Source organism: Rhodoplanes sp. SY1 (assembly GCF_046000175.1).
Classification (GTDB): domain Bacteria; phylum Pseudomonadota; class Alphaproteobacteria; order Rhizobiales; family Xanthobacteraceae; genus Rhodoplanes.
Map to the genome: position 1 here is coordinate 1 of NZ_JBEOMB010000191.1, position 18290 is coordinate 18290.

Annotated in this window: 13 protein-coding genes and 2 pseudogenes; 5 read left to right on the forward strand and 10 right to left on the reverse strand. The window is 65.3% G+C overall.

Annotation, left to right across the window (positions count from 1 at the left end; translation table 11 throughout):
• Nucleotides 1-11 precede the first annotated feature (11 nt).
• Nucleotides 12-455 (reverse strand): cache domain-containing protein, encoded by a 444-nt coding sequence (locus tag ABTU92_RS27915; protein ID WP_408094844.1) that lies wholly within the window; start codon nucleotides 453-455, stop codon nucleotides 12-14.
• 491 nt (nucleotides 456-946) lie between these two features.
• Between ABTU92_RS27915 and ABTU92_RS27920 the strand changes: the two are divergent.
• Nucleotides 947-2440, forward strand: a pseudogene (locus tag ABTU92_RS27920) (methyl-accepting chemotaxis protein); the annotation flags it as partial.
• Nucleotides 2441-2822: 382 nt separating this feature from the next.
• On the opposite strand, the gene ABTU92_RS27925 reads toward ABTU92_RS27920, so the two are convergent.
• Nucleotides 2823-3269, reverse strand: a complete 447-nt coding sequence (locus ABTU92_RS27925) for a transposase (protein WP_408094855.1) — start codon at nucleotides 3267-3269, stop codon at nucleotides 2823-2825.
• Between the two features lie 324 nt (nucleotides 3270-3593).
• Between ABTU92_RS27925 and ABTU92_RS27930 the strand changes: the two genes are divergently transcribed.
• The 4 genes and pseudogenes from ABTU92_RS27930 to ABTU92_RS27945 all read left to right on the forward strand — a co-directional run bounded on the left by ABTU92_RS27930 (nucleotide 3594) and on the right by ABTU92_RS27945 (nucleotide 7807).
• Entirely contained in the window at nucleotides 3594-5660 is a 2067-nt protein-coding gene (locus ABTU92_RS27930; RefSeq protein WP_408094845.1) for a methyl-accepting chemotaxis protein, read from the forward strand.
• A gap of 446 nt (nucleotides 5661-6106) precedes the next feature.
• Entirely contained in the window at nucleotides 6107-6541 is a 435-nt protein-coding gene (locus ABTU92_RS27935) for a hypothetical protein (protein ID WP_408094856.1), read from the forward strand.
• Nucleotides 6463-6828, forward strand: a pseudogene (locus tag ABTU92_RS27940) (hypothetical protein); the annotation flags it as partial. The gene ABTU92_RS27935 and the pseudogene ABTU92_RS27940, both read left to right, overlap by 79 nt.
• A 493-nt stretch (nucleotides 6829-7321) precedes the next feature.
• Nucleotides 7322-7807, forward strand: coding sequence for a transposase (locus ABTU92_RS27945; RefSeq protein WP_408094846.1), 486 nt, complete (start codon nucleotides 7322-7324; stop codon nucleotides 7805-7807).
• On the opposite strand, the gene ABTU92_RS27950 is transcribed toward ABTU92_RS27945, so the two are convergent.
• The 8 genes from ABTU92_RS27950 to ABTU92_RS27985 form a co-directional block, all read right to left on the reverse strand.
• Nucleotides 7739-9061 (reverse strand): methyl-accepting chemotaxis protein, encoded by a 1323-nt coding sequence (locus ABTU92_RS27950; RefSeq protein WP_408094847.1) that lies wholly within the window; start codon nucleotides 9059-9061, stop codon nucleotides 7739-7741. The two genes, ABTU92_RS27945 and ABTU92_RS27950, sit on opposite strands and share 69 nt — an antisense overlap.
• A complete protein-coding gene (locus ABTU92_RS27955) occupies nucleotides 9036-9557 on the reverse strand; it encodes a PAS domain-containing protein (RefSeq protein WP_408094848.1) in 522 nt (173 codons plus the stop codon). The genes ABTU92_RS27950 and ABTU92_RS27955 overlap by 26 nt, the downstream gene beginning before the upstream one ends.
• Nucleotides 9558-10103: 546 nt before the next feature.
• Nucleotides 10104-11810: a methyl-accepting chemotaxis protein gene (locus ABTU92_RS27960; RefSeq protein WP_408094849.1), complete on the reverse strand. Its 1707-nt coding sequence runs from the start codon at nucleotides 11808-11810 to the stop codon at nucleotides 10104-10106.
• Between the two features lie 429 nt (nucleotides 11811-12239).
• Nucleotides 12240-12689, reverse strand: coding sequence for a CopG family transcriptional regulator (locus ABTU92_RS27965; RefSeq protein ID WP_408094850.1), 450 nt, complete (start codon nucleotides 12687-12689; stop codon nucleotides 12240-12242).
• Nucleotides 12690-12700: 11 nt separating this feature from the next.
• Entirely contained in the window at nucleotides 12701-14710 is a 2010-nt protein-coding gene (locus tag ABTU92_RS27970; protein ID WP_408094851.1) for a conjugal transfer protein TraG, read from the reverse strand.
• Between the two features lie 176 nt (nucleotides 14711-14886).
• Nucleotides 14887-16653, reverse strand: coding sequence for a relaxase/mobilization nuclease domain-containing protein (locus tag ABTU92_RS27975; protein WP_408094852.1), 1767 nt, complete (start codon nucleotides 16651-16653; stop codon nucleotides 14887-14889).
• A 239-nt stretch (nucleotides 16654-16892) separates the two neighbouring features.
• Nucleotides 16893-17636, reverse strand: a complete 744-nt coding sequence (locus ABTU92_RS27980; protein ID WP_408094853.1) for a hypothetical protein — start codon at nucleotides 17634-17636, stop codon at nucleotides 16893-16895.
• A 101-nt stretch (nucleotides 17637-17737) separates the two neighbouring features.
• On the reverse strand, nucleotides 17738-18250 hold the full coding sequence (locus tag ABTU92_RS27985; protein WP_408094854.1) for a S26 family signal peptidase: 513 nt from the start codon (nucleotides 18248-18250) through the stop codon (nucleotides 17738-17740).
• Between the last annotated feature and the right edge of the window lie 40 nt (nucleotides 18251-18290).

Here is an 18290-nt window from a genome sequence, read left to right on the forward strand (position 1 = left end):
TTGGATCGGCTCTAAGACTCTCCCAAGATATCGGCCTCGCCCCGGTACGATACGCCACGGTTCAACACGGCATCGTACGCGGGCCCCTGGGCGAGTTTGGTGCCGACGGCGCGACTGCCCTGTGCTGTCTTAATGTTGGTTGAAACACGGGTGTCATTTCGGAAGATTGTGGCCGTCCCGCCGACCAGCCTTTGCAGGCGGTCGACCAATTCGGTGTCGCCGTCGAGCTGTTTCGTTCCCACAACAAGGGCATTCTCCACCAGCTTCACTTCTCCCATGGCGCGGAGAAGCTCCCACCCGACCCGCATGCTCAATTCTTGCTTGGCCTGTGCTTGGGCGCGCATCTCGCTCTTCACCTCTTTGACGACCACTGCGAGAATTACGAGTGAGACCACACCAATTCCGAGAGCGGCCAACCCTGCGATCTTGGTGGGTAACGACAATTTTAGCGGCATGCGAATAATCCCGTATTTCTAGCTGACTTCACGTGATACCCCTACTCGTTTTTAAATTTTGTTACAAACCGCAGTATTTTTAAATCTCGCTGTTAACGCTTTATTAATTAAGGTGCCGTCTTTGTAAGGACTGATCTCGTATAAAGAACTCTTATACTTTGCGCTCTGATCAGTAGCGACATTCTCGATCGCGCATTTCGGTTGGGCGCTTCTGAACCGACTCTCTATCTCCTCGAGGCGCTTCCAAGCCGACCTTTTCGGCAATAAGCCGACGCTCTCCGGAATGCGCAATTTAGGAAATAATTAAACTCTTGCTCCTATGCAGAACTATCCTACCTGCTGCCACTACTAAAACTAGAGCCACGGATTATTGCAACTTGCTTAAGAAAGACAGGCGACGCGCTGCCTTTGGAGTTTGAAGTATGCTTGCCCTTACGGTCGGAAAAAAGATCAGCCTCATTTCGCTGCTTGCCATCTGTGCGCTATTGGGAATGGCGGCATTATCTCTTTACGAGTTTAGAGAAGCTCTCGAAGCACAAAAAAAGGTCGAGCTGAAACACTTGGGAGAGCTCGCACTCGGAATTCTCGCGGAGGAACACGCTGCGGTTCAAGCAGGCACACGAACGGCTGAAGAAGCTAAGAAGAATGCGGCACGACGCATTTCCCGCCTCCGCTATGGCAACGAAGATTACTTCTTCATCTTTGACAAGAAACTGAAACTTGTGGCTCACCCGCTCCGGGGCGGTGACATCGGCCGGGACATGTCGACGGCGAAGGATGCCGGCGGACGGCCACTCTACAGAATGATGGCCGACGCTGCCACGAGTACCGGCTTCGTCAGCTATGATCAGCTCAAGCCAGGGATCGACACGCCGCAGCCGAAACTGTCCTACACTGTCATGTTCGCTCCTTGGGATTGGATCATTGCGACAGGGGTCTACCTCGATGATCTGCGTGCTCAGACCTGGACTACCGCGCGTGATCTGGCGGTGACATCCGTCGTGATTCTGGTGCTGCTTGGTGCACTCACGACGTTTATTGCGCGGCTTCTGTCGAAAGCGATCGCTACTCTGACCGAAGCGATGAGAAGCTTGGCCCGCGGAAACTTCGACGTTGTGCTGCCAGGGCTCGGCCGCGGTGATGAACTAGGTGCCATGGCACGCGCCGTGGAGCAATTCAAGGTCAAGGCGGTCGAAAAAGCACGAGACGACGCGGCTCGACAAGAGCGCGAGGCTGAGCGCATCCGGGACGAGCAGCGCCTCGAAGTGGAAGGAGCCATCGAAGCTTTCCGCTCGTCGATCGAGAATATGCTGGAGACGGTGACCGACGGTGCAGCACGTATGCGCACCAACGCACAGGCGATCAGCGCTGTCGCGAACGAAGCCTCCGGAGAGGCCGAGGCGGCGAAGTGCACGTCGGAGCAAGCAGCGGGCAGCGTGCAGACGGTCGCGGCTGCGACCGAGGAGCTGTCGGCCTCGATTCACGAAATTAGTCGCCAGGTCATCCAGGCAACCAACACGGTCAGGAGTGCTGGGATTAAGACCAGTCAGTCGGCGACTGAAATCGAGGCGCTGGCCGGCATGAGCGAACGAATCGGAACAGTTGTCAAGCTGATCCAGGATATCGCTGGTCAAACCAACCTTCTGGCTCTCAATGCCACGATCGAGGCTGCGCGCGCTGGCGACGCCGGCAAAGGATTCTCAGTTGTCGCGCAAGAGGTGAAGCAGCTCGCCGCCCAAACAGCCAAGGCCACGGCAGAAATCACGGGCGAGGTGGCAGCCATTCAGACGGCAACCAGAACTGCTGTCGATGCGGTTCGTGGTGTTGGTTTCGCAATGCGGGAAATCGACGAGGTGACAGCCTCTATCGCGACCGCCGTGGAACAACAAAGTGCGGCAACCAAGGAGATCGCCAACAACGTACAGTCGGCAGCACAGGGTAACGTTCTGCTGGTCGGAAACATGACATCGGTCAATCAGGCGGTAGCTCAGGCACGCCAGTCGGCAGGCGAGGTCTGGACTGCGTCCGAAGAATTGGATGCGCAAGCGGGGCAATTGTCCGGCGAAGTCTCCGAGTTCTTCCACAGCCTTCGTATCGGCGTGCTGGATCGCCGCAAGGCACAAGATGCGAACTACGATGGGCCCGAACGGCGGAAAATCGGTCGCGCGACTGCAAGAACACGCTCTTCGCCGGCTACGATGGTAGCGTCGAGCTCGGGGCGGTCTTCGCCTCGCTGATCGAGACCTGCAAGCTCGTCGGCATTGATCCGCAACTCTAACTCGCCGACGCCACTATTCGAATCGTCGATGGCACTCGCGAACAGCCGCATGGACAACCTGCTGGCCGAGGACTCGTGGTCCGAGTCGCTCAGGGTTGGTCTTGACCGGAACGTCGGGCGGCACCGAGGCCGCCTGTCGCCGAGCGATATCGCTGGCCCTTTTCCTTGCGAAGGTAGAGGCCGCGCTCGATCAGCGCGTGCCGACCCGGCTTGTTTAAGCCAGGAACCGCGATCAGGCGGTTTTCGATGCGCCCGGCCGTTCCCGAACATTGCCGCGCGACGCGGATCGAATGATCGTCCTTCTTCAGGAACCCGGTCTCGTGGACGATCAGAAGGCCATAGCGGCCGCCGAGCGACTCGATCGCGTAATCCCAGATGCCATCGCGCACCCGATCCGCCTCCCAGCAAGTCAGCTCGACGAAAAACCGGGTCCGGTACGGTAGGTTTTCGCTGGTCACCTCCGACATCAGCCACCCCATCTTGCGCTCGGCCGCGGAGAGAAGCCCGTCGTGAACGCCTGGGCAGTCTAGCTGCAGATCAGGCTAGACTTGCAGTAGAGCAAGTCGGCGAGAGTGGTAATCTTTTGTTCAAACACGGGCTTTAGACCGTTTGTCGTGGATCTCCGAAGGCGCTGCCCCTGTCCTTTAACTAGAACGGCGACTCGGTGGAGGCGTACGGGGTGAGAGCGATCTGTTGGAGGTGGCCAGATTCGCAGGGATCCGCTCATAGTTTGAGAAGATACGCCCCTTCCGCGCCGCCGCACGTATCGGGGCGTTCGCCCTTATGCCTTATTCAGTTTTCCTGATCTTACTTCCCGCCTCCACTAGGTCGAATGTGAGATATCATACGGAGCTGTTACAATGCGCCTCCCCTTCGTTCCCCGCGCCACCATCGGCCTGAGATTCGCCGCGGCGCTCGGCGCCAGCGTCATTCTCGCCGTCGCGGCGACCACGGCCAGCAATGTCTGGCTGGCCGCCCGGATGACGAAGCAGGCGGCCGACCACGAGCTGACCGTGCTGCAGGAGATCTTCGCCGGGCGGCTGCGCAACGAGGCGCAGCGCGCGCTGGCGCTGGCCGACAGCCTCGCCGGCAATCGCGGCATCCAGGCCGCCTTCGCAGCACGCGACCGCGAGGCGCTCGCCGCCCTGCTGGTGCCCGACTTCGGCCGTCTGAAGGATCAGCATCGCGTCGTCCAGATGCAGTTCCACACCGCGCCCGCGACCTCGTTCCTGCGCGTTCATCGGCCGGAGAAGTTCGGTGACGACCTCTCGGCGATCCGGCAGACCGTGGTCGAGGTCAACCGCTCGGGCAAGCCGGTGTCGGGGCTCGAGAACGGCGTCGAAGGCCTCGGCATCCGCGGCGTCGTGCCGGTCTTCCATCAGGGCCAGGCGGTCGGCTCGGTCGAGATCGGCATGTCGTTCGGCAAGCCGCTGCTCGAGTCGTTCAAGCAGTCGAGCGGCGCCGATCTCGCGATTCTCCTGAAGACACAGGTGGGCGTCGACATCTTCGCCTCCACATTCGCCGAGACGCCGGCGCTCGGCGCCGAGCCGATCGCCGCAGCCCTGTCCGGCCGCGTCTCGTCCTTCGCGTCCGTGCTGGGCGGACGTGATCATGCAGTCGCGCTCGCGCCGGTGCGCGACTATCGCGGCGACGTCATCGGCGTCACGGTGCTCGCCCTCGACCAGAGTAAGTTCACGGCCGCGCTGGCGGAGGCGCGCAACTGGTCGATCGGCATCGGGCTCGCGGTGCTGATCGTGACGCTCGGCCTCGCGGTGCTCTTGAACCGCAACATCGTGCAGCCGCTGCGGGCGCTCACCGTGGGCATGCGGCGGCTCGCCGACGGCGACTTCGAGGTGGTGCTGCCCGGCCTCGGCCGGCGCGACGAAATCGGCGAGGTGGCGGCCGCCGTCGAGGCGTTCAAGCGCAAGGCGATCGAGAAGGCACGGCTCGACGCCGAGCACCAGGAGCAGGACCGCATCCGCATCCGCGAGGAGCAGAACGCCAAGGTCGAGGCCGCCATCGAGGCGTTCCGCTCGTCGATCGAGGCGATGCTCGCCTCGGTGAACGACAACGCCGCGACCATGCGGGCCAACGCCGAGACGATCGACGGCCTCTCGGCGCGCGCCTCGACCGAGGCGACGGAGGCCGCGAGCACGTCGGAGCAGGCCTCCGCCAGCGTCCAGACCGTCGCCGCGGCGGCCGAGGAGCTGTCTGCCTCGATCGGGGAGATCGGCCGGCAGCTCGGCCAGGCGACCGAGGTGGTGAAGACGGCCGACCAGCGCACCGGCCGCTCGGTCGCCGAGATCGAGAGCCTCGCCACGATGAGCCAGCGCATCGGCACCGTCGTCGAGCTGATCGAGACGATTGCGGCGCAGACTAATTTGCTGGCGCTGAACGCCACCATCGAGGCGGCGCGGGCGGGCGACGCCGGCAAGGGCTTCGCCGTGGTCGCCTCCGAGGTGAAGGCGCTGGCCGGCCAGACCGCCAAGGCGACGGCCGAGATCGCCGGCGAGATCGCGGCCATCCAGTCGTCGACCCGCAATGCCGTCGAGGCGGTGCGCGAGATCGGCGAGGCGATGCGCGAGATCAGCCAGGTGACGGCGACAATCGCCGGCGCCGTCGAGCAGCAGGGCGCCGCCACGCGGGAGATCTCCCAGAACGCCCATTCGGCCGCCGCCGGCAATACGACGCTCTCCGGCAATATCGGCCGCGTGAGCACGGCGGTCGGCGACGCGAGCCGCGCCGCCGGCGCGGTGTTCGGCGCCGCCGACACGCTGGCAGCCGAAGCCTCGCGCCTCTCCGGCGAGGTGACGGCGTTCTTCCACAGCATGCGCACCGGCGTGCTCGACCGCCGCAAAGGCTGTGACCCGAGCTACGTTGGGCCGGATCGCCGCAAGCCAACCGAGATCACCCGCACGGCGGCGTAAGCCGGCGATGCATGTCGTCCATCAACCCAGTCCGCGCGAGCGCCGCCTATGCGTGAGCCCCGGCATTCGCTCTCGTCCGTGCTGAAAGGAATTTGAGGCACCGAGTTGCCGACCCGCAGGACATACCTGTCGTACCATCTCCGGCACCTCAGCTTGACTTTGGCCAATTTCACGGGGTCGGCGGGATGCGGAAGACGGGATCGTTTTCACGATCTCGCGGGCGCTATCCAGCATGAGCTTCAGTCGGCCGAGCGGTCCGAAGGTGGCCCAGCGATCTTTGACGCTGGACCAGTATAAGAGCTCGAACCGTTCGGTTTGCGGGATCGGCCGCAGCCGAGTGAAGGCGGCGGCGATGCCGCGGTCGACGATCAGATAGCCGGCCCCGCTCTTCTCGACGTGCCGGGAACTGCGCCGCGATCCGGGTCAGGGTCGGACAGGTTTTGGTCATGCCGGGCAGTGTGGCCGAGGGGCGGCCGAGAGGCCAGCCGAGGAGCGGCCGACTGATCGATGTGTCGGATCGGCGGGAGATTGTGGTGCGCGGCCGCACCGATTCCGTCCTCGGGATGCAACATCCCCGTAGTCGTTCCAAAGATACCGGCACGCCGCTGCCGGATCGCTTCGTCTCCCGTCTCCGCTGCTTCGCCGATCTGTTCACCCGGCCGACCTGGTCGACCGCACTCGTCCTCCTCGCCGGGCTCGTGCTGGCGCCGGGCCGGCGCACCGTCGCATCCGCGCTTCGGATCCTGGGGCGCGACTGCGATCCCGACTTCTGCACCTTTCATCGCGTCCTCAACCGGGCAGCGTGGCATCCCGGGCAGCGGCGGGCCGCCTGCTCGGCCTGCTGGTCGAGGTTTTCCTGTCGCCCGGCGCCCCGGTCGTGATCGGGCTCGACGACACCATCGAGCGGCGCTGGGGGCCTAAGATCACCGCGCGCGGCATCTATCGCGACCCGGTCCGCTCCTCCAAGGGTCATTTCGTCAAGACCAGCGGCCTGCGCTGGCTGTCCGCCATGCTCCTGGTCGAGGTGCCGTGGGCCGGCCGCATCATGGCACTCCCATTCTTCACCGTGCTCCCTCCCTCCGAGCGCTTCTACGCCGCCGCGCCCCGCGAGCCCAACACCCTGCTCGACTGGGCGCGGCAGATGCCCCTGCAGATCCGCCGCTGGCTGGCTGACCGGGCCATCGTCCTGGTCGTCGACAGCGCTTTCGCGGCCGTCGAGTTCCTCGCCGCCCCCATGCCTGCGTCGTCACCCGCCTGCGCCTCGACGCCAACCGGTTCGATCTGCCGCCCCGGAAACGCACCGGGCGGGGCCGGCCACCGATCAAGGGCGTCGCCACCGCCGCCGTCGCCGTCTGTGCCGCGACAATCACGGTTCAGGCCCGGCGCTCGGGTCGCTGTAATCGGCGACGGAGCCGTGGGGCTATGCGGGGTCATTGCCGCAAAGCGACTCGGAGCCGAGCAGATCATCATCCTCGGGCGTCACCCCGATCGTGTTGCACTTGCGAAAGTATTCGGAGCAACCGCTGTCGTCAGTGGGCGCGGCGGCGGACGGCTATCGCGCCATGAACGAGAGAAGAGCTTTGAAGGTGATGGTGCGGCCGTAAGGTCTTCTACGCCCCCGAGCGGCTCGTGTTCGTCAACGAGACGTTGCCTCTATCAAAATGGTTTGCCGCTACGGCCGACGCCAGGGGCGAGCGCTTGCGTGTCGGCATTCCGCACGACACGGGGACCACCTTTGTGGCCGGGCTCACCGCCGCGGACCCCTCCCTTCGTCCTGGACGGGCGATAAACCGCGAGGCGCCGAGACCTATGTCGAGCGCGGGCTCGCGCCTGCGCTCAGACCCGGCGGCGCCGTTATCATGGACAATCCATCGAGCCACAAGGGCTTCACGGTTCGCGAGATGATCGAGGCGGTCGCCGCAAACGTTCTCTTCCTCCCGACCGAGAGTCCTGACTTCAATCGGATCGAGAACGGCTTCTCCAAGCGAGAGGCTCATCTCCCCGAAGCCGCCGACCAAACCGTCGACGGGCTCAGGGCCGCGCCCGTGGTCACCAGAGTATTCTCGACTTCCAGAAGCTCACGCTGCGTTTTCACCCCGCGGCTCGCGCCGCAATGTCTGGAGGAAGGCCTTCACGGATTCGCCTAGACGATGCGACTGCGTGGCCAGGTTGACCGACGCTCCCGTGGCGAAGCCGGCTTGGCGCTCGGACTCTCCTGCATGGTCGCTGACGTCGCGGACCGTCGCCGTGATGTCGCGAACACCCGCGAATGCCTGCTCGATGTTGCGGGCTATCTCCTCGGTCGCCTGAGATTGGGCACCAACCGCTTCTGCGACGTGGGCCGTGATCTGATCCACCTCTGCTATAGTGGTGCCTATCGCCGAGATTGCTTCCACGGCGGCGCGTGTGGTGGTCTGGACTTCGACAATACTGCGCGAAATGTCGCCAGTCGCCTTGGCGGTCTGGCCAGCAAGCATCTTCACTTCCTGCGCCACGACGGCGAATCCCTTGCCGGCCTCGCCCGCCCGGGCCGCTTCGATGGTAGCGTTGAGCGCCAGAAGATTCGTCTGTCCTGCAATCGTGTTGATCAGCTCGACGATCTCGTCGATCTGCGCCGTGGCGCTCGACAGGCCGGCGACAGCATGGCTCGCCCGCGCGACCCGTGCGACGGCCTCACGGGCAATCGCTGCCGAGCGGTCGACGTCCCGTCCCACCTCTCTCGCCGACGCGGCGAGCTCTGTGGTCGCCGCGGCGACCGTTTCCATGTTGCTGCTCGCGCTTTCAGAGGAACGCTGGACGACCTTGGCACCGTCGAGTGTCGTGGTCGCGCCGCGGCCGAGTACGCCCGCCGTCGATTCCATGTCGCCGGCAGCCGACGACATCGCATCGATGACGTTGCCGATCGCCTGCTCGAACTGCGACGTATTGGCATTGGACGCGGCGACTCGCTGCTTGATCACGTCCATGGCCGCATTGATGGTCTCGGCAGCGAGGCGGACGCTGCCGTGCAGGCCCCGCGGCAGGATGCGGCGGTGGTAGCGGTCGTCACGGATCGCCGCCATGGCGGCGGTCGATTCTCGCACGAAGGCGTCGCAGCGATCGACCGCGTCGTTGAAGGCGTGCTGCAGGCGGCCGAACGCGCCACCGTCGCGAATGTTCAGAATGCGGGCCTCGAAGTCGCCGCCGGCGATCCGCGCCGCGACCGCCTCGATTTTCCGGCACGTGGCGCCGATACGTGCCAGTCTCCAGGCGACGACCGAGAGGGCGAGAGCGGCGGCGACGAGCGCACCGGCCACCACGAGTGGGCTGGCAAGGGCGAGCGCCACAGCTGCGGCCACGAGTGACGCTGCGATGGCGGCGACGCCGAGAGCAGCCTCAGAGAGCGAAGACGAGTTCATCATAGGGCATGCCTTGGGCGTCGACGAAATCGAGGAGCCGACGATAACCGGCCGCCAGCGCATCCTTACCGTTTGCGTGGCGCGACTCCTCGCGCAGCACTTCGGCATAGAGGGGCGTGACGGCCTCGATGGCCCGCCGTTCCGGCACGCGGCGGTTGGAGTGATAGCCGACGATCGTGCCGGCGCCGTCGAAGGATGGGGTCACATGGGCGAACACCCAGTAGAAGTCGCCGCTGCGCGCCATGTTCTTGACGTAGGCGAAAACCTCGCGGCCGTCCTGGATGGTGTCCCACGGGAGCTTGAAGACGGCGCGCGGCATATCGGGATGCCGGATGATGCTGTGCGGTTGCCCCATCAGCTCGTGCTCGGAATAGCCGCAAAGATCGCAGAACACTCGGTTGGCGTAGGTGATGCGCCCCTTGAGGTCGGTTTTCGAAACGATGAGATCATTGGGGCTGAAAAAGATTTCGCGATCGGTCGGCTTCGAGCGCTGTGCCACGTCGGTTTCCTATTTCCTACGCTGTAAAAACAAATGGCGGTATCTCGCAAATAAAGTCTTACGACATTGATTCCCGACCGTCCCGCTACAGAGTTCCCACGTTAATTGCAAGGCCCTCCGCACTCGTCCAGCACGGGCTCTGGTGGGGCCACATCCCTGAAGTGCGAAGACCTCTACTGCGATGCTAATTCTCTCGCGACGTCGCTGACCTCAGCGCCATCGACCAGCCCTTACAGGCGCACTCGCCTCGGTGAGGGGCCCGGGCCGCGACGGGCAATTCAGTTCGGCCAATCTGCGGGCCAGCATAGTAGATTTCGGTTGCTTTGAGTGGATGCGAACAGAACGAGACTACCTATCCATACGGGCGAGAATAAACTGAGAATACGCATAGCCAGGGTCGCCCGAAGATGGAACATCATGGCATCAAACCTAGTCACCTAGGCAGTGGGCCGACTCACAACGCCACCGGAATGAACATGATAACGGGAAGAGCGCTCTTCAAGGCGGGCCTTCAACCGTTGCCTCGGCCCGCCAGCCCCCGGACTGTCACCCGCCCCGCACGTTTTGGAGGAAGCTGTGAACCTCGGCCTTCAGTCGGGTGCTATCCCGAGCGAGCGCCCGTGCAGCGGCCAAGACCTGAGTGGAGGCCGCCCCCGTTTCTGTTGCGCCCCGCTGCACCTCGACGACGTGGCTGCTCACTTCGACAGTCCCCTGGGCCGCTTGCTGAACATTGCGTGAAATCTCCCGGGTCGCCGCCCCTTGCTCCTCGACCGCCGCGGCTATCGAAGAGGAGATTTCGGACAGGCGGCCGATGGTGTCCCCGATTTGGCGAATTGCCATCACCGAACCCTGGGTCGCCGTCTGCATGCCTGTGATCTGGATCGAGATGTCGCCGGTCGCTTTGGCCGTCTGAGCAGCGAGAGCTTTCACCTCCTGGGCGACCACGGCAAAGCCTTTTCCCGCCTCGCCGGCTCTCGCCGCCTCGATCGTCGCATTGAGGGCCAACAGATTGGTCTGCTCGGCGATCGCCGTGATCAACTTGACAACGTCGCCGATGCGCGTTGCCGCCTGCGAAAGCTCCGCGACATGAGTGTCGGTCGTTTCGGCCTGTTGGACAGCGCCTTCTGCAATGCGCGCTTGGTCCTGTACCTGTCGCCCTATCTCGTTGACGGAAGACGCCATCTCTTCGCTTGCCGAAGCGACGCTCTGGACATTTGCGGACGCTTGCTCGGCTGCGGCCGCGACGGAGATGGTGACGGATTGGGTGCGATCGGCAGTGGCGGCCAGCGTATGAGCAGATGCCTCGAGCTGCGTGGATGCGGACGACACCGTGTCGATAATCTCGCCGAGAGCATTCTCGAACTCGGCGGCGAGTCGCTGCGTGTCGGCTCGGCGCTGCGCGACCGTTCGGCGTTCAATTTCCTTCTGCTCGGCGCGTTCGTAGCCGAGCTTTGCCTGCATGGCTTGAACATTACGAAGAGCAGTGCCTATCTCGTCGTCGCAATCAACGATGATCCGACTGTTGAACTCGCCCTGCGCGATGCAATCGAGAGCGGCGTTAAGGCGTTGGAGCGGCTGGAGCGTCGACTGGATGGTGCGCACCGCAAGCCAGCCGCCGGTCAGCAGAGCGGCGGCGAGCACGGCGGACAATCCAAGGAGGCCAACCTGGACTTCGTTGTCGCCCGCCGCGACGAGACCGCCGGCCCCGCCGATGACGACAAAGCAGCTGAACACAGCAACCAAGGTGATCAGACGGGCTTTAAGGGTACCGGTGAAGAGCGACAGTCGATCGAAAATGGAACGTGTCCGGATGACGCCTCCCGTCACGGAGTAGGCGCCTGCCTTCTTATCGCGCAGCAGCCCATAGACGCGTTCGGCCTCGATCCGCTGGTCGGCCGGAAGCTTCGTGCGAATGGACATGTAGCCAGTGACGGTCCCGTTTTCGTAGACAGGCGTCGCGCTCGCCATGACCCAGTAAAAATCGCCGTTCTTTCGCCGATTCTTGACCGCGCCGGCCCATGGTTTGCCGCTCTTCAGCGTGGCCCATAAATCCGCGAATGCTTCTGGCGGCATATCAGGATGACGGACGATATTGTGAGGTTTTCCGAGCAACTCTTCCTCTGAGAAACCCGACGCCGCCAGGAACTGATCATTGAAATACGTCAACCGGCCTTTGATATCGGTCCTGGAGACGATCACCGTCTCGTCGGAAAGGACATACTCGGTGCCCGTTACAGGAAAATTCATTCGCATTAGAGGGTCCCTTCAAACCGCGGACGTCTCCTCCGGCGCGTCGGCGCTGGACAGAACAAGGCGAGAACTCTGAGGAGGTTTCGGAGTGCATCATTTCGGCGTCACGGTAGAGGTATAATTGACCGAACTAGCAAAGAATGGATTAATCGAAATGCAAGCGGACGTGCAGAGCACCGCACCGCAGCATCGGTGTAGGCTGCCGGCGGGTCAAGCATGCGGCAGCAGCCGGACGATTTTTGTGGAGCCCATCCACCTCACTGACGGTAGCGGATCGGAGCCGAGCGTTAAGATGGTCGATGTTCGTATTCTCCCGCTGCGGTTGGCTTGATTGGTGGCAATTTGCAGAAGCGTCGGCCCCGCACGTGGATCATGCTCGTTGCAGAATTCTCAACTGAGGAATGGCAGCTCCGCTCCCCGAAAGCTGGTGGGTCAATTCCTGGCCTCGGCCGCTGTCTCGGAGAGCGGCGTTGCCCCCTGTCCCTCGACCTCGACGGAGACCTCGTGGATGAAGCTGTGTCCCTTGGCGACGCGACGGCCGAGGGCGTCGACGAAGGCTTGGTAGCGTTCGGTGCCGGTGGCCCTTGCGGCCGCCCAGGCGGCGTCAGGGATCGGTGGGGTGGCGGTCAGCCAGAACCGCACGAACAAACCGACGGCTTCGCTAGAGATTCCGACGTCGCGCGTCAGCCGGTCGATCTGCCGGCTCAGACGGTCGAGTCGCCGTGCGAACGCGGCCTCGCGGCGATCCTCGGCATCGGGCGACAGGAACGAGGCGACCGCGGCCTCGACGATCAGGGATTTCGACAGGTTCCGCCGGGCCGCGAGGTCGGCGACCTTCTGCAGGAGCTCCGCCTCGAAATACACGTTCATGCGCGTCCTCATGCAACGCTCCTTCAGAGATCGATGCCGTCGTTCGGGTCCATGGCGGCCTGCCGGGCGGTTCCGCGCATGCGTTGCCCGAGTCCATCGGTCGGCGGCGGGACGTCGTCCACGTCCTCGTCGATCAGATCGAACTCGCGCCTCGCTGGCGGCGTCTCGGGGACGATCGCCTCGTGCTCGGGCAGCTCCGGCTCGCGGCGGATGCCGGCATTGTCCGGGTCGCTCGCTCGGGTGAGAGACCCGGCGGCCGAACCGTTCGCGGCAGGAGACGGCGGGATCAGGTCACGGGAGCCCGTCCAGTCGTCGGCCTGTGCTCGGGTTCGGCCGCCGGGACCGCCCTTCCCGGCCGCAGCCGAGGGGGGCGGCATCAGCCGCGCCGAAAGGCGTCTGTCCTCGTAGTAGCGGGCCTTCTTGGCGCGGATCGGGGGCAGGCCGGCGACGAGAACGAGCTCGTCGGTGACCGGCAGCTGCATGACTTCGCCGGGCGTAAGCAGAGCCCGGGCGGTCTCCTGGCGGCTCACCATGAGATGCCCGAGCCAGGGCGAGAGCCGATGGCCGGCATAGTTCTTCATGGCGCGCAGCTCGGTCGCCTGTCCGAGCGCGTCGGAGACGCGCCGGGCGGTCCGCTCGTCGTTGGTCGCGAACGCGATGCGGACATGGCAGTTGTCGAGGATCGCATTGTTCGGCCCGTAGGCCTTCTCGATCTGATTGAGCGACTGGGCGATCAGGAAGCTCGTGAGGCCATAGCCGGCCATAAAGGCGAGGGCCGACTCGAAGAAGTCGAGCCGACCGAGCGCCGGGAACTCGTCGAGCATCAGGAGGAGCCGGTGACGGCGGCCCTTGGGGTCGAGCTCCTCGGTCAGCCGCCGGCCGATCTGATTGAGGACGAGACGGACCAGCGGCTTGGTCCGGCTGATGTCGGAGGGCGGCACGACCAGATAGAGGGTCGCCGGGCGATTGCCGTCGACGAGGTCGGCGATCCGCCAGTCGGAGCGGCACGTCACCGCGGCGACCACCGGATCGCGATAGAGGCCGAGGAAGCTCATTGCGGTCGAGAGCACGCCCGAGCGCTCGTTCTCGCTCTTGTTCAGAAGCTCGCGGGCGGCCGAGGCGATCACCGGATGCGGGTGGTCGCCGAGATGCGGCGTCACCATCATGGCCCGCAGCGTCAGCTCGATCGGGCGGCGCGGGTCGGACAGGAAGGTGGCGACCCCGGCCAGCGTCTTGTCGGGCTCGGCGTAGAGGACGTGCAGGATCGCGCCGACCAGGAGCGAGTGGCTGGTCTTCTCCCAGTGGTTCCGCCGTTCGAGCGCCCCTTCCGGATCGACTAGGATGTCGGCGACGTTCTGGACGTCGCGCACCTCGGCGTCGCCGCGCCGAACCTCGAGCAGCGGGTTGTAGGCGGCGCTCGCCGCATTGGTCGGGTCGAACAAGTAGACCTGGCCGAAGGTCGCGCGCCATCCGGCGGTCAGGCGGACATTCTCGCCCTTGATGTCGTGGACGATGGCGCTGCCCGGCCAGGTCAGGAGCGTCGGCACGACGAGGCCGACGCCCTTGCCGGACCGGGTCGGCGCGAAGCAGAGCACGTGCTCGGGTCCGTCATGCCGCAGATAGGCGCCGCCGAGCCGGCCGAGCACGACGCCGTTCGGGCCGAGCAGCCCGGCGGTGCGCACCTCCCGCTCGGTCGCCCACCGGGCCGAGCCGTAGGTCGCGGCCTCCTTCTCCTCACGGGCGCGCCACACCGACATCCCGACCGCGATGGCAATCGCGAGGAAGCCGCCGGAGGAGGCGATGACGGCGCCCTCGAGGAAGAGCTTCGGGGCATAGGCGTCGAACCGGAACCACCACAGGAAGAACGCGGGCGGTGGATAGAGCGGAACACCGAAAGCCTCGGTCCAGGGCTGGCCGAGCTGGGGCTGATAGGCGAGCCGCCACGCGGTCCACTGCGTCGCGCCCCAAGTCGCGGCGAGCACGATCAGCGAGACAACGAGCACTTGGCCCCAGAGGATCTTTGTCGCAGACACGCTTGTTCCCTCGGCAGTGACGTTCCGACTAGACGAGCGTGGTCGACGGCCTGCAACGGGCCGCGTAGCATCGTCGCACCGTGGCGAACGTGCTCGTGCAATGACCGGGGCAGCGAGGGCGGTGTGGGAGGGAGATTGATCTGGGAGGCTGCCGACTCACCGGGCCGTAGCATCTGTCAGATGCCGAGGCCGCGCTGCCGGCCGAGCGCCCAGTCGATGCCTCCGGCTCGGACGAGACCGGAGACCTGCCGCCCGATGTGCGGCTCGAGCGACGGCCGCCACGGCACGAGCGAGAAGCCGAGCCCATCGTCGATCATGGCGAACCGGCCCGAGGCGAGGGTCAGGCGCTGGCGATAAACACCGGCGATGGAGTCGCCTTCGGTGGGCGCGCGATGAGCCAGTCCGGTCTCGGCCGTGATCCGGGCCGCTGCGGCATCGAGGTCACGCCGCCGCAGCGTGGCGAGGAGATCGCGGGCGAACACGACGCGACTGCCTTGGCGACGCGCGAGCCCCTCCCCGACCAGATGGTCGACGCGCCGGTCGAGCGCGTCCCGCACCTCACGGCCGAAGCCGCCCTCGGACAGCGCTGCCTTGTCGCGCACCAGAAGCTGGTGGTCGAGCCAGGTCGCGCCATTCGCCGTCACCTGGGCCTCGAGCGTCAGATCGGACCGCACGCTCAGAATCCGATTTGCCCTGCTCCCGCCCTCAGCCTGCAGGTGCCGCACGGCCGCGATGCCGCCGACCGGCGGGGCATGCTCCAGCCGATCGAGGTCGGGAAAACGGACATGGTGGAGCCGGCCGTCGACGCCGTCGATCACGGCATAGGCTTCGCCGGCGAGCTCGTCGTGCAGGCCCTTGGCGACGAGGCGTCCGGTGATCGTCGGTCGGTCCTTGTGGTCGTGGATCATGAAGTCCCCGATCGATCGTTCGATCCCCTGCTCCGCGGCGGCACGATGCATGACCTCGATGATGTCGCGGCGGGCGGCGAGGTCGCGAAGCGTGCGCTCTGCATCGGGAACGACGGACCAACGGGCAGCCCCCTCGGGCCGGGCGAGCCCCACCTGTTGCAGCCGCTGCAGCCGGCCGATCATCCGCCGGCGGATCTCCGGATCGGTCCCGCTCCCGGCCGACATCCGCAAGTCGATCAGCCCGGCTTCGTCGGCGTGACGCAGCATGGCGGTGTCGAGCCGGGTCCAGCGGTCCACGCCGATGTCGCGATCGAGCGATGCCCACATGTCCCGCTCGGTCTTGGGGCCGAGCTCGATCGTGACGAGGTGCTCGGCGCGCTCCCGCATGCCACGGGTGATGTAGTCCCGGCTGATGACGAGATCGCGGCCGTCGTCGGCCCGGCCTCGCACCAGAAGATGGACATGGGGGTTGTCGGTGTTCCAGTGCTCGACCGCGACCCAGTCGAGCCTCGTGCCGAGATCGCGCTCCATGTCGGTGAGGAGGTCGCGCGTGAACGCCTTCAGGTCGGTCAGGTGGGAGGCCTCTTCCGGACTGACGATGAACCGGAAGTGGTGGCGATCGCCTGCGCACCGCTCGACGAAGCTCTTCTCGTCTGCCTCGCCGCCGGCGTCGAACATTTTTGCCTTCTCTCTGTCACGGGCGACGCCCTCACGCCGGAGATAGGCGACATGGGCGGAGAGCGGCGCCGCCCGGAAGGCCTGGCCGCGGTGGCGCATGATGCGCGCCTTGACCAGGACCCGCCGCGTCGGGTCGAGAAGCCGGCGTCCACCAAATGCCACGCCGCGTCCGCGCCCGAAGGTCGAACGTCCCGGCGAAGGCGCTCCGCCCGGTCGTGAACGGTTACCGACGTGACCGGCCTTCTGGGCAGCGGCGAGGACCTGACCGACGAATGTCTTGGGTCTCACGCGGGCACCGCGATTGCGGATGCGGCCGGGTCGGACCCACAGGTCGTCGGATCGACGATCCTTGGTCATCGGCGCCATTTCGTCTGCTCGGTGCCGCCAACGTCCTTGTGACGGCTCGTAAATCTCCGTGCAGCGGCACGCCGACCGACCGATGGCACCGCCGATCGACGAGCCCTGGCAAGGGCTTGGCGAGACCGGCGTGCCGCGCCTTTAATCTTGCAATCCTTCGGTCGTGGCGTCCTCACCCCTGCCCTCCCGCATTCTCCACGATATGATGCGATCCGACACCGACCGGGCCTGAGCAGAAATCAGGGCTGCCGCCGTGACGAGCGAGCGACGAACAGACCGTCGGCCGCCGGATTGTCGGCGCGTGGTTCGACATTCGGTTTGCGGTCCCGCTGCACGGAACCGGCTGCTGGACCGGCGACGGATCGTCGCTCGAACAGGTCGCCGGACGACGCTCGGGGCAGCGGGAACAGGCCACTGCTCCACCCACGCTCGCGATCGTCGGCAACCGATGATGGCCGGGGCGAAGGGACGTCGGATGCGGGCGCATCGAGGTCGAGCACCACGTCGCGGAATGCGATGCCGGTGTCCTTCGGCATGTCGAAGTCCGGAGCATTACCATCGGCGACCGAAGCTCGCACGGCGGCCGCAAACCTCGTGTCGGGGCGTTCCCAGGATCCGCGATAGGCTGCAAGGGCGCACAAGGTCGGGTCGACGTCCGTGCGCCCGCTCGCCTCGCACCGCGTCCGGAGTTGGACGATCTGTCGCGCTGCGGTCGCGACGTTCGGACAAGGCAGGAACGTCATCATGGTCACGACTGACGGCGGCACGGGCAGACCCGCAAGGCCGACCCGGATTGTAGCGGTAGCGGGGACAGCGCGTGCTTCGGCCACGACGTCTGGCACCTTCCGAAAGGCGCGCGGCTCGGCCTCGCCCGGTACCGTGAAGGACCACGGCTCACCCCCGGACTGATGCCAGACGAGCGCGTGCATCACCTTCGGGTCAACGCCGATCGTGCATAGGGCCACCAACGTCACGAGGTCCATGGCCGGTCACTCAGGTGATGCACGGACGCGTGTCCGAGGCACGCTGCCAACTTCGTCGGGAAGACGCACGATCTCGAAATTGGCGAAGGAGCCCGAGAACATCATTCCTCCGACACCCAAACCGGGATCGCACGACCGACGACACTGCTGACCGGGAGAGGCCCAAAATAGCGTCCGTCGAACGACAGCGGCTCGTCCCAGTTCATCAGGAAGACCTCACCGTGGCGCAGGACACGACAGCCGTCCCAGCTCGGCAACGGACGCCCCTGCTGGTCGTGCTCGAGCGCATGCCCCATGGCGAGGCCGTCGACCGCGATCTCGAGCCCGGTCCGGCAAACCGTCTGTCCCGGCAGAGCGAGCACACGCTTGATCAACGGGATGCCCGCCGGGAGAGCGCCGCGATCGGCGAGCTCCCTGGCAAGCTGCTCCGGCGGCATGGCGACCACGAGGTCGGTGACGGCGAGCTTGCGCGCCGGCTCGACGGCGTAGAGCCCGGTCGGGACGCTCGCCGACACGTTCCAGACGAAGGACGGGCGCGGTTTTGGCCCGAGTGTCGAAAGAACCACGATCGCCGCCGTTGCGGTCGTGGAGAGGATCGAAAGCCGCCCGCTCATAACCCGATCCTCCGGCGATGCAGCCAGGCCTTGTGCTGGT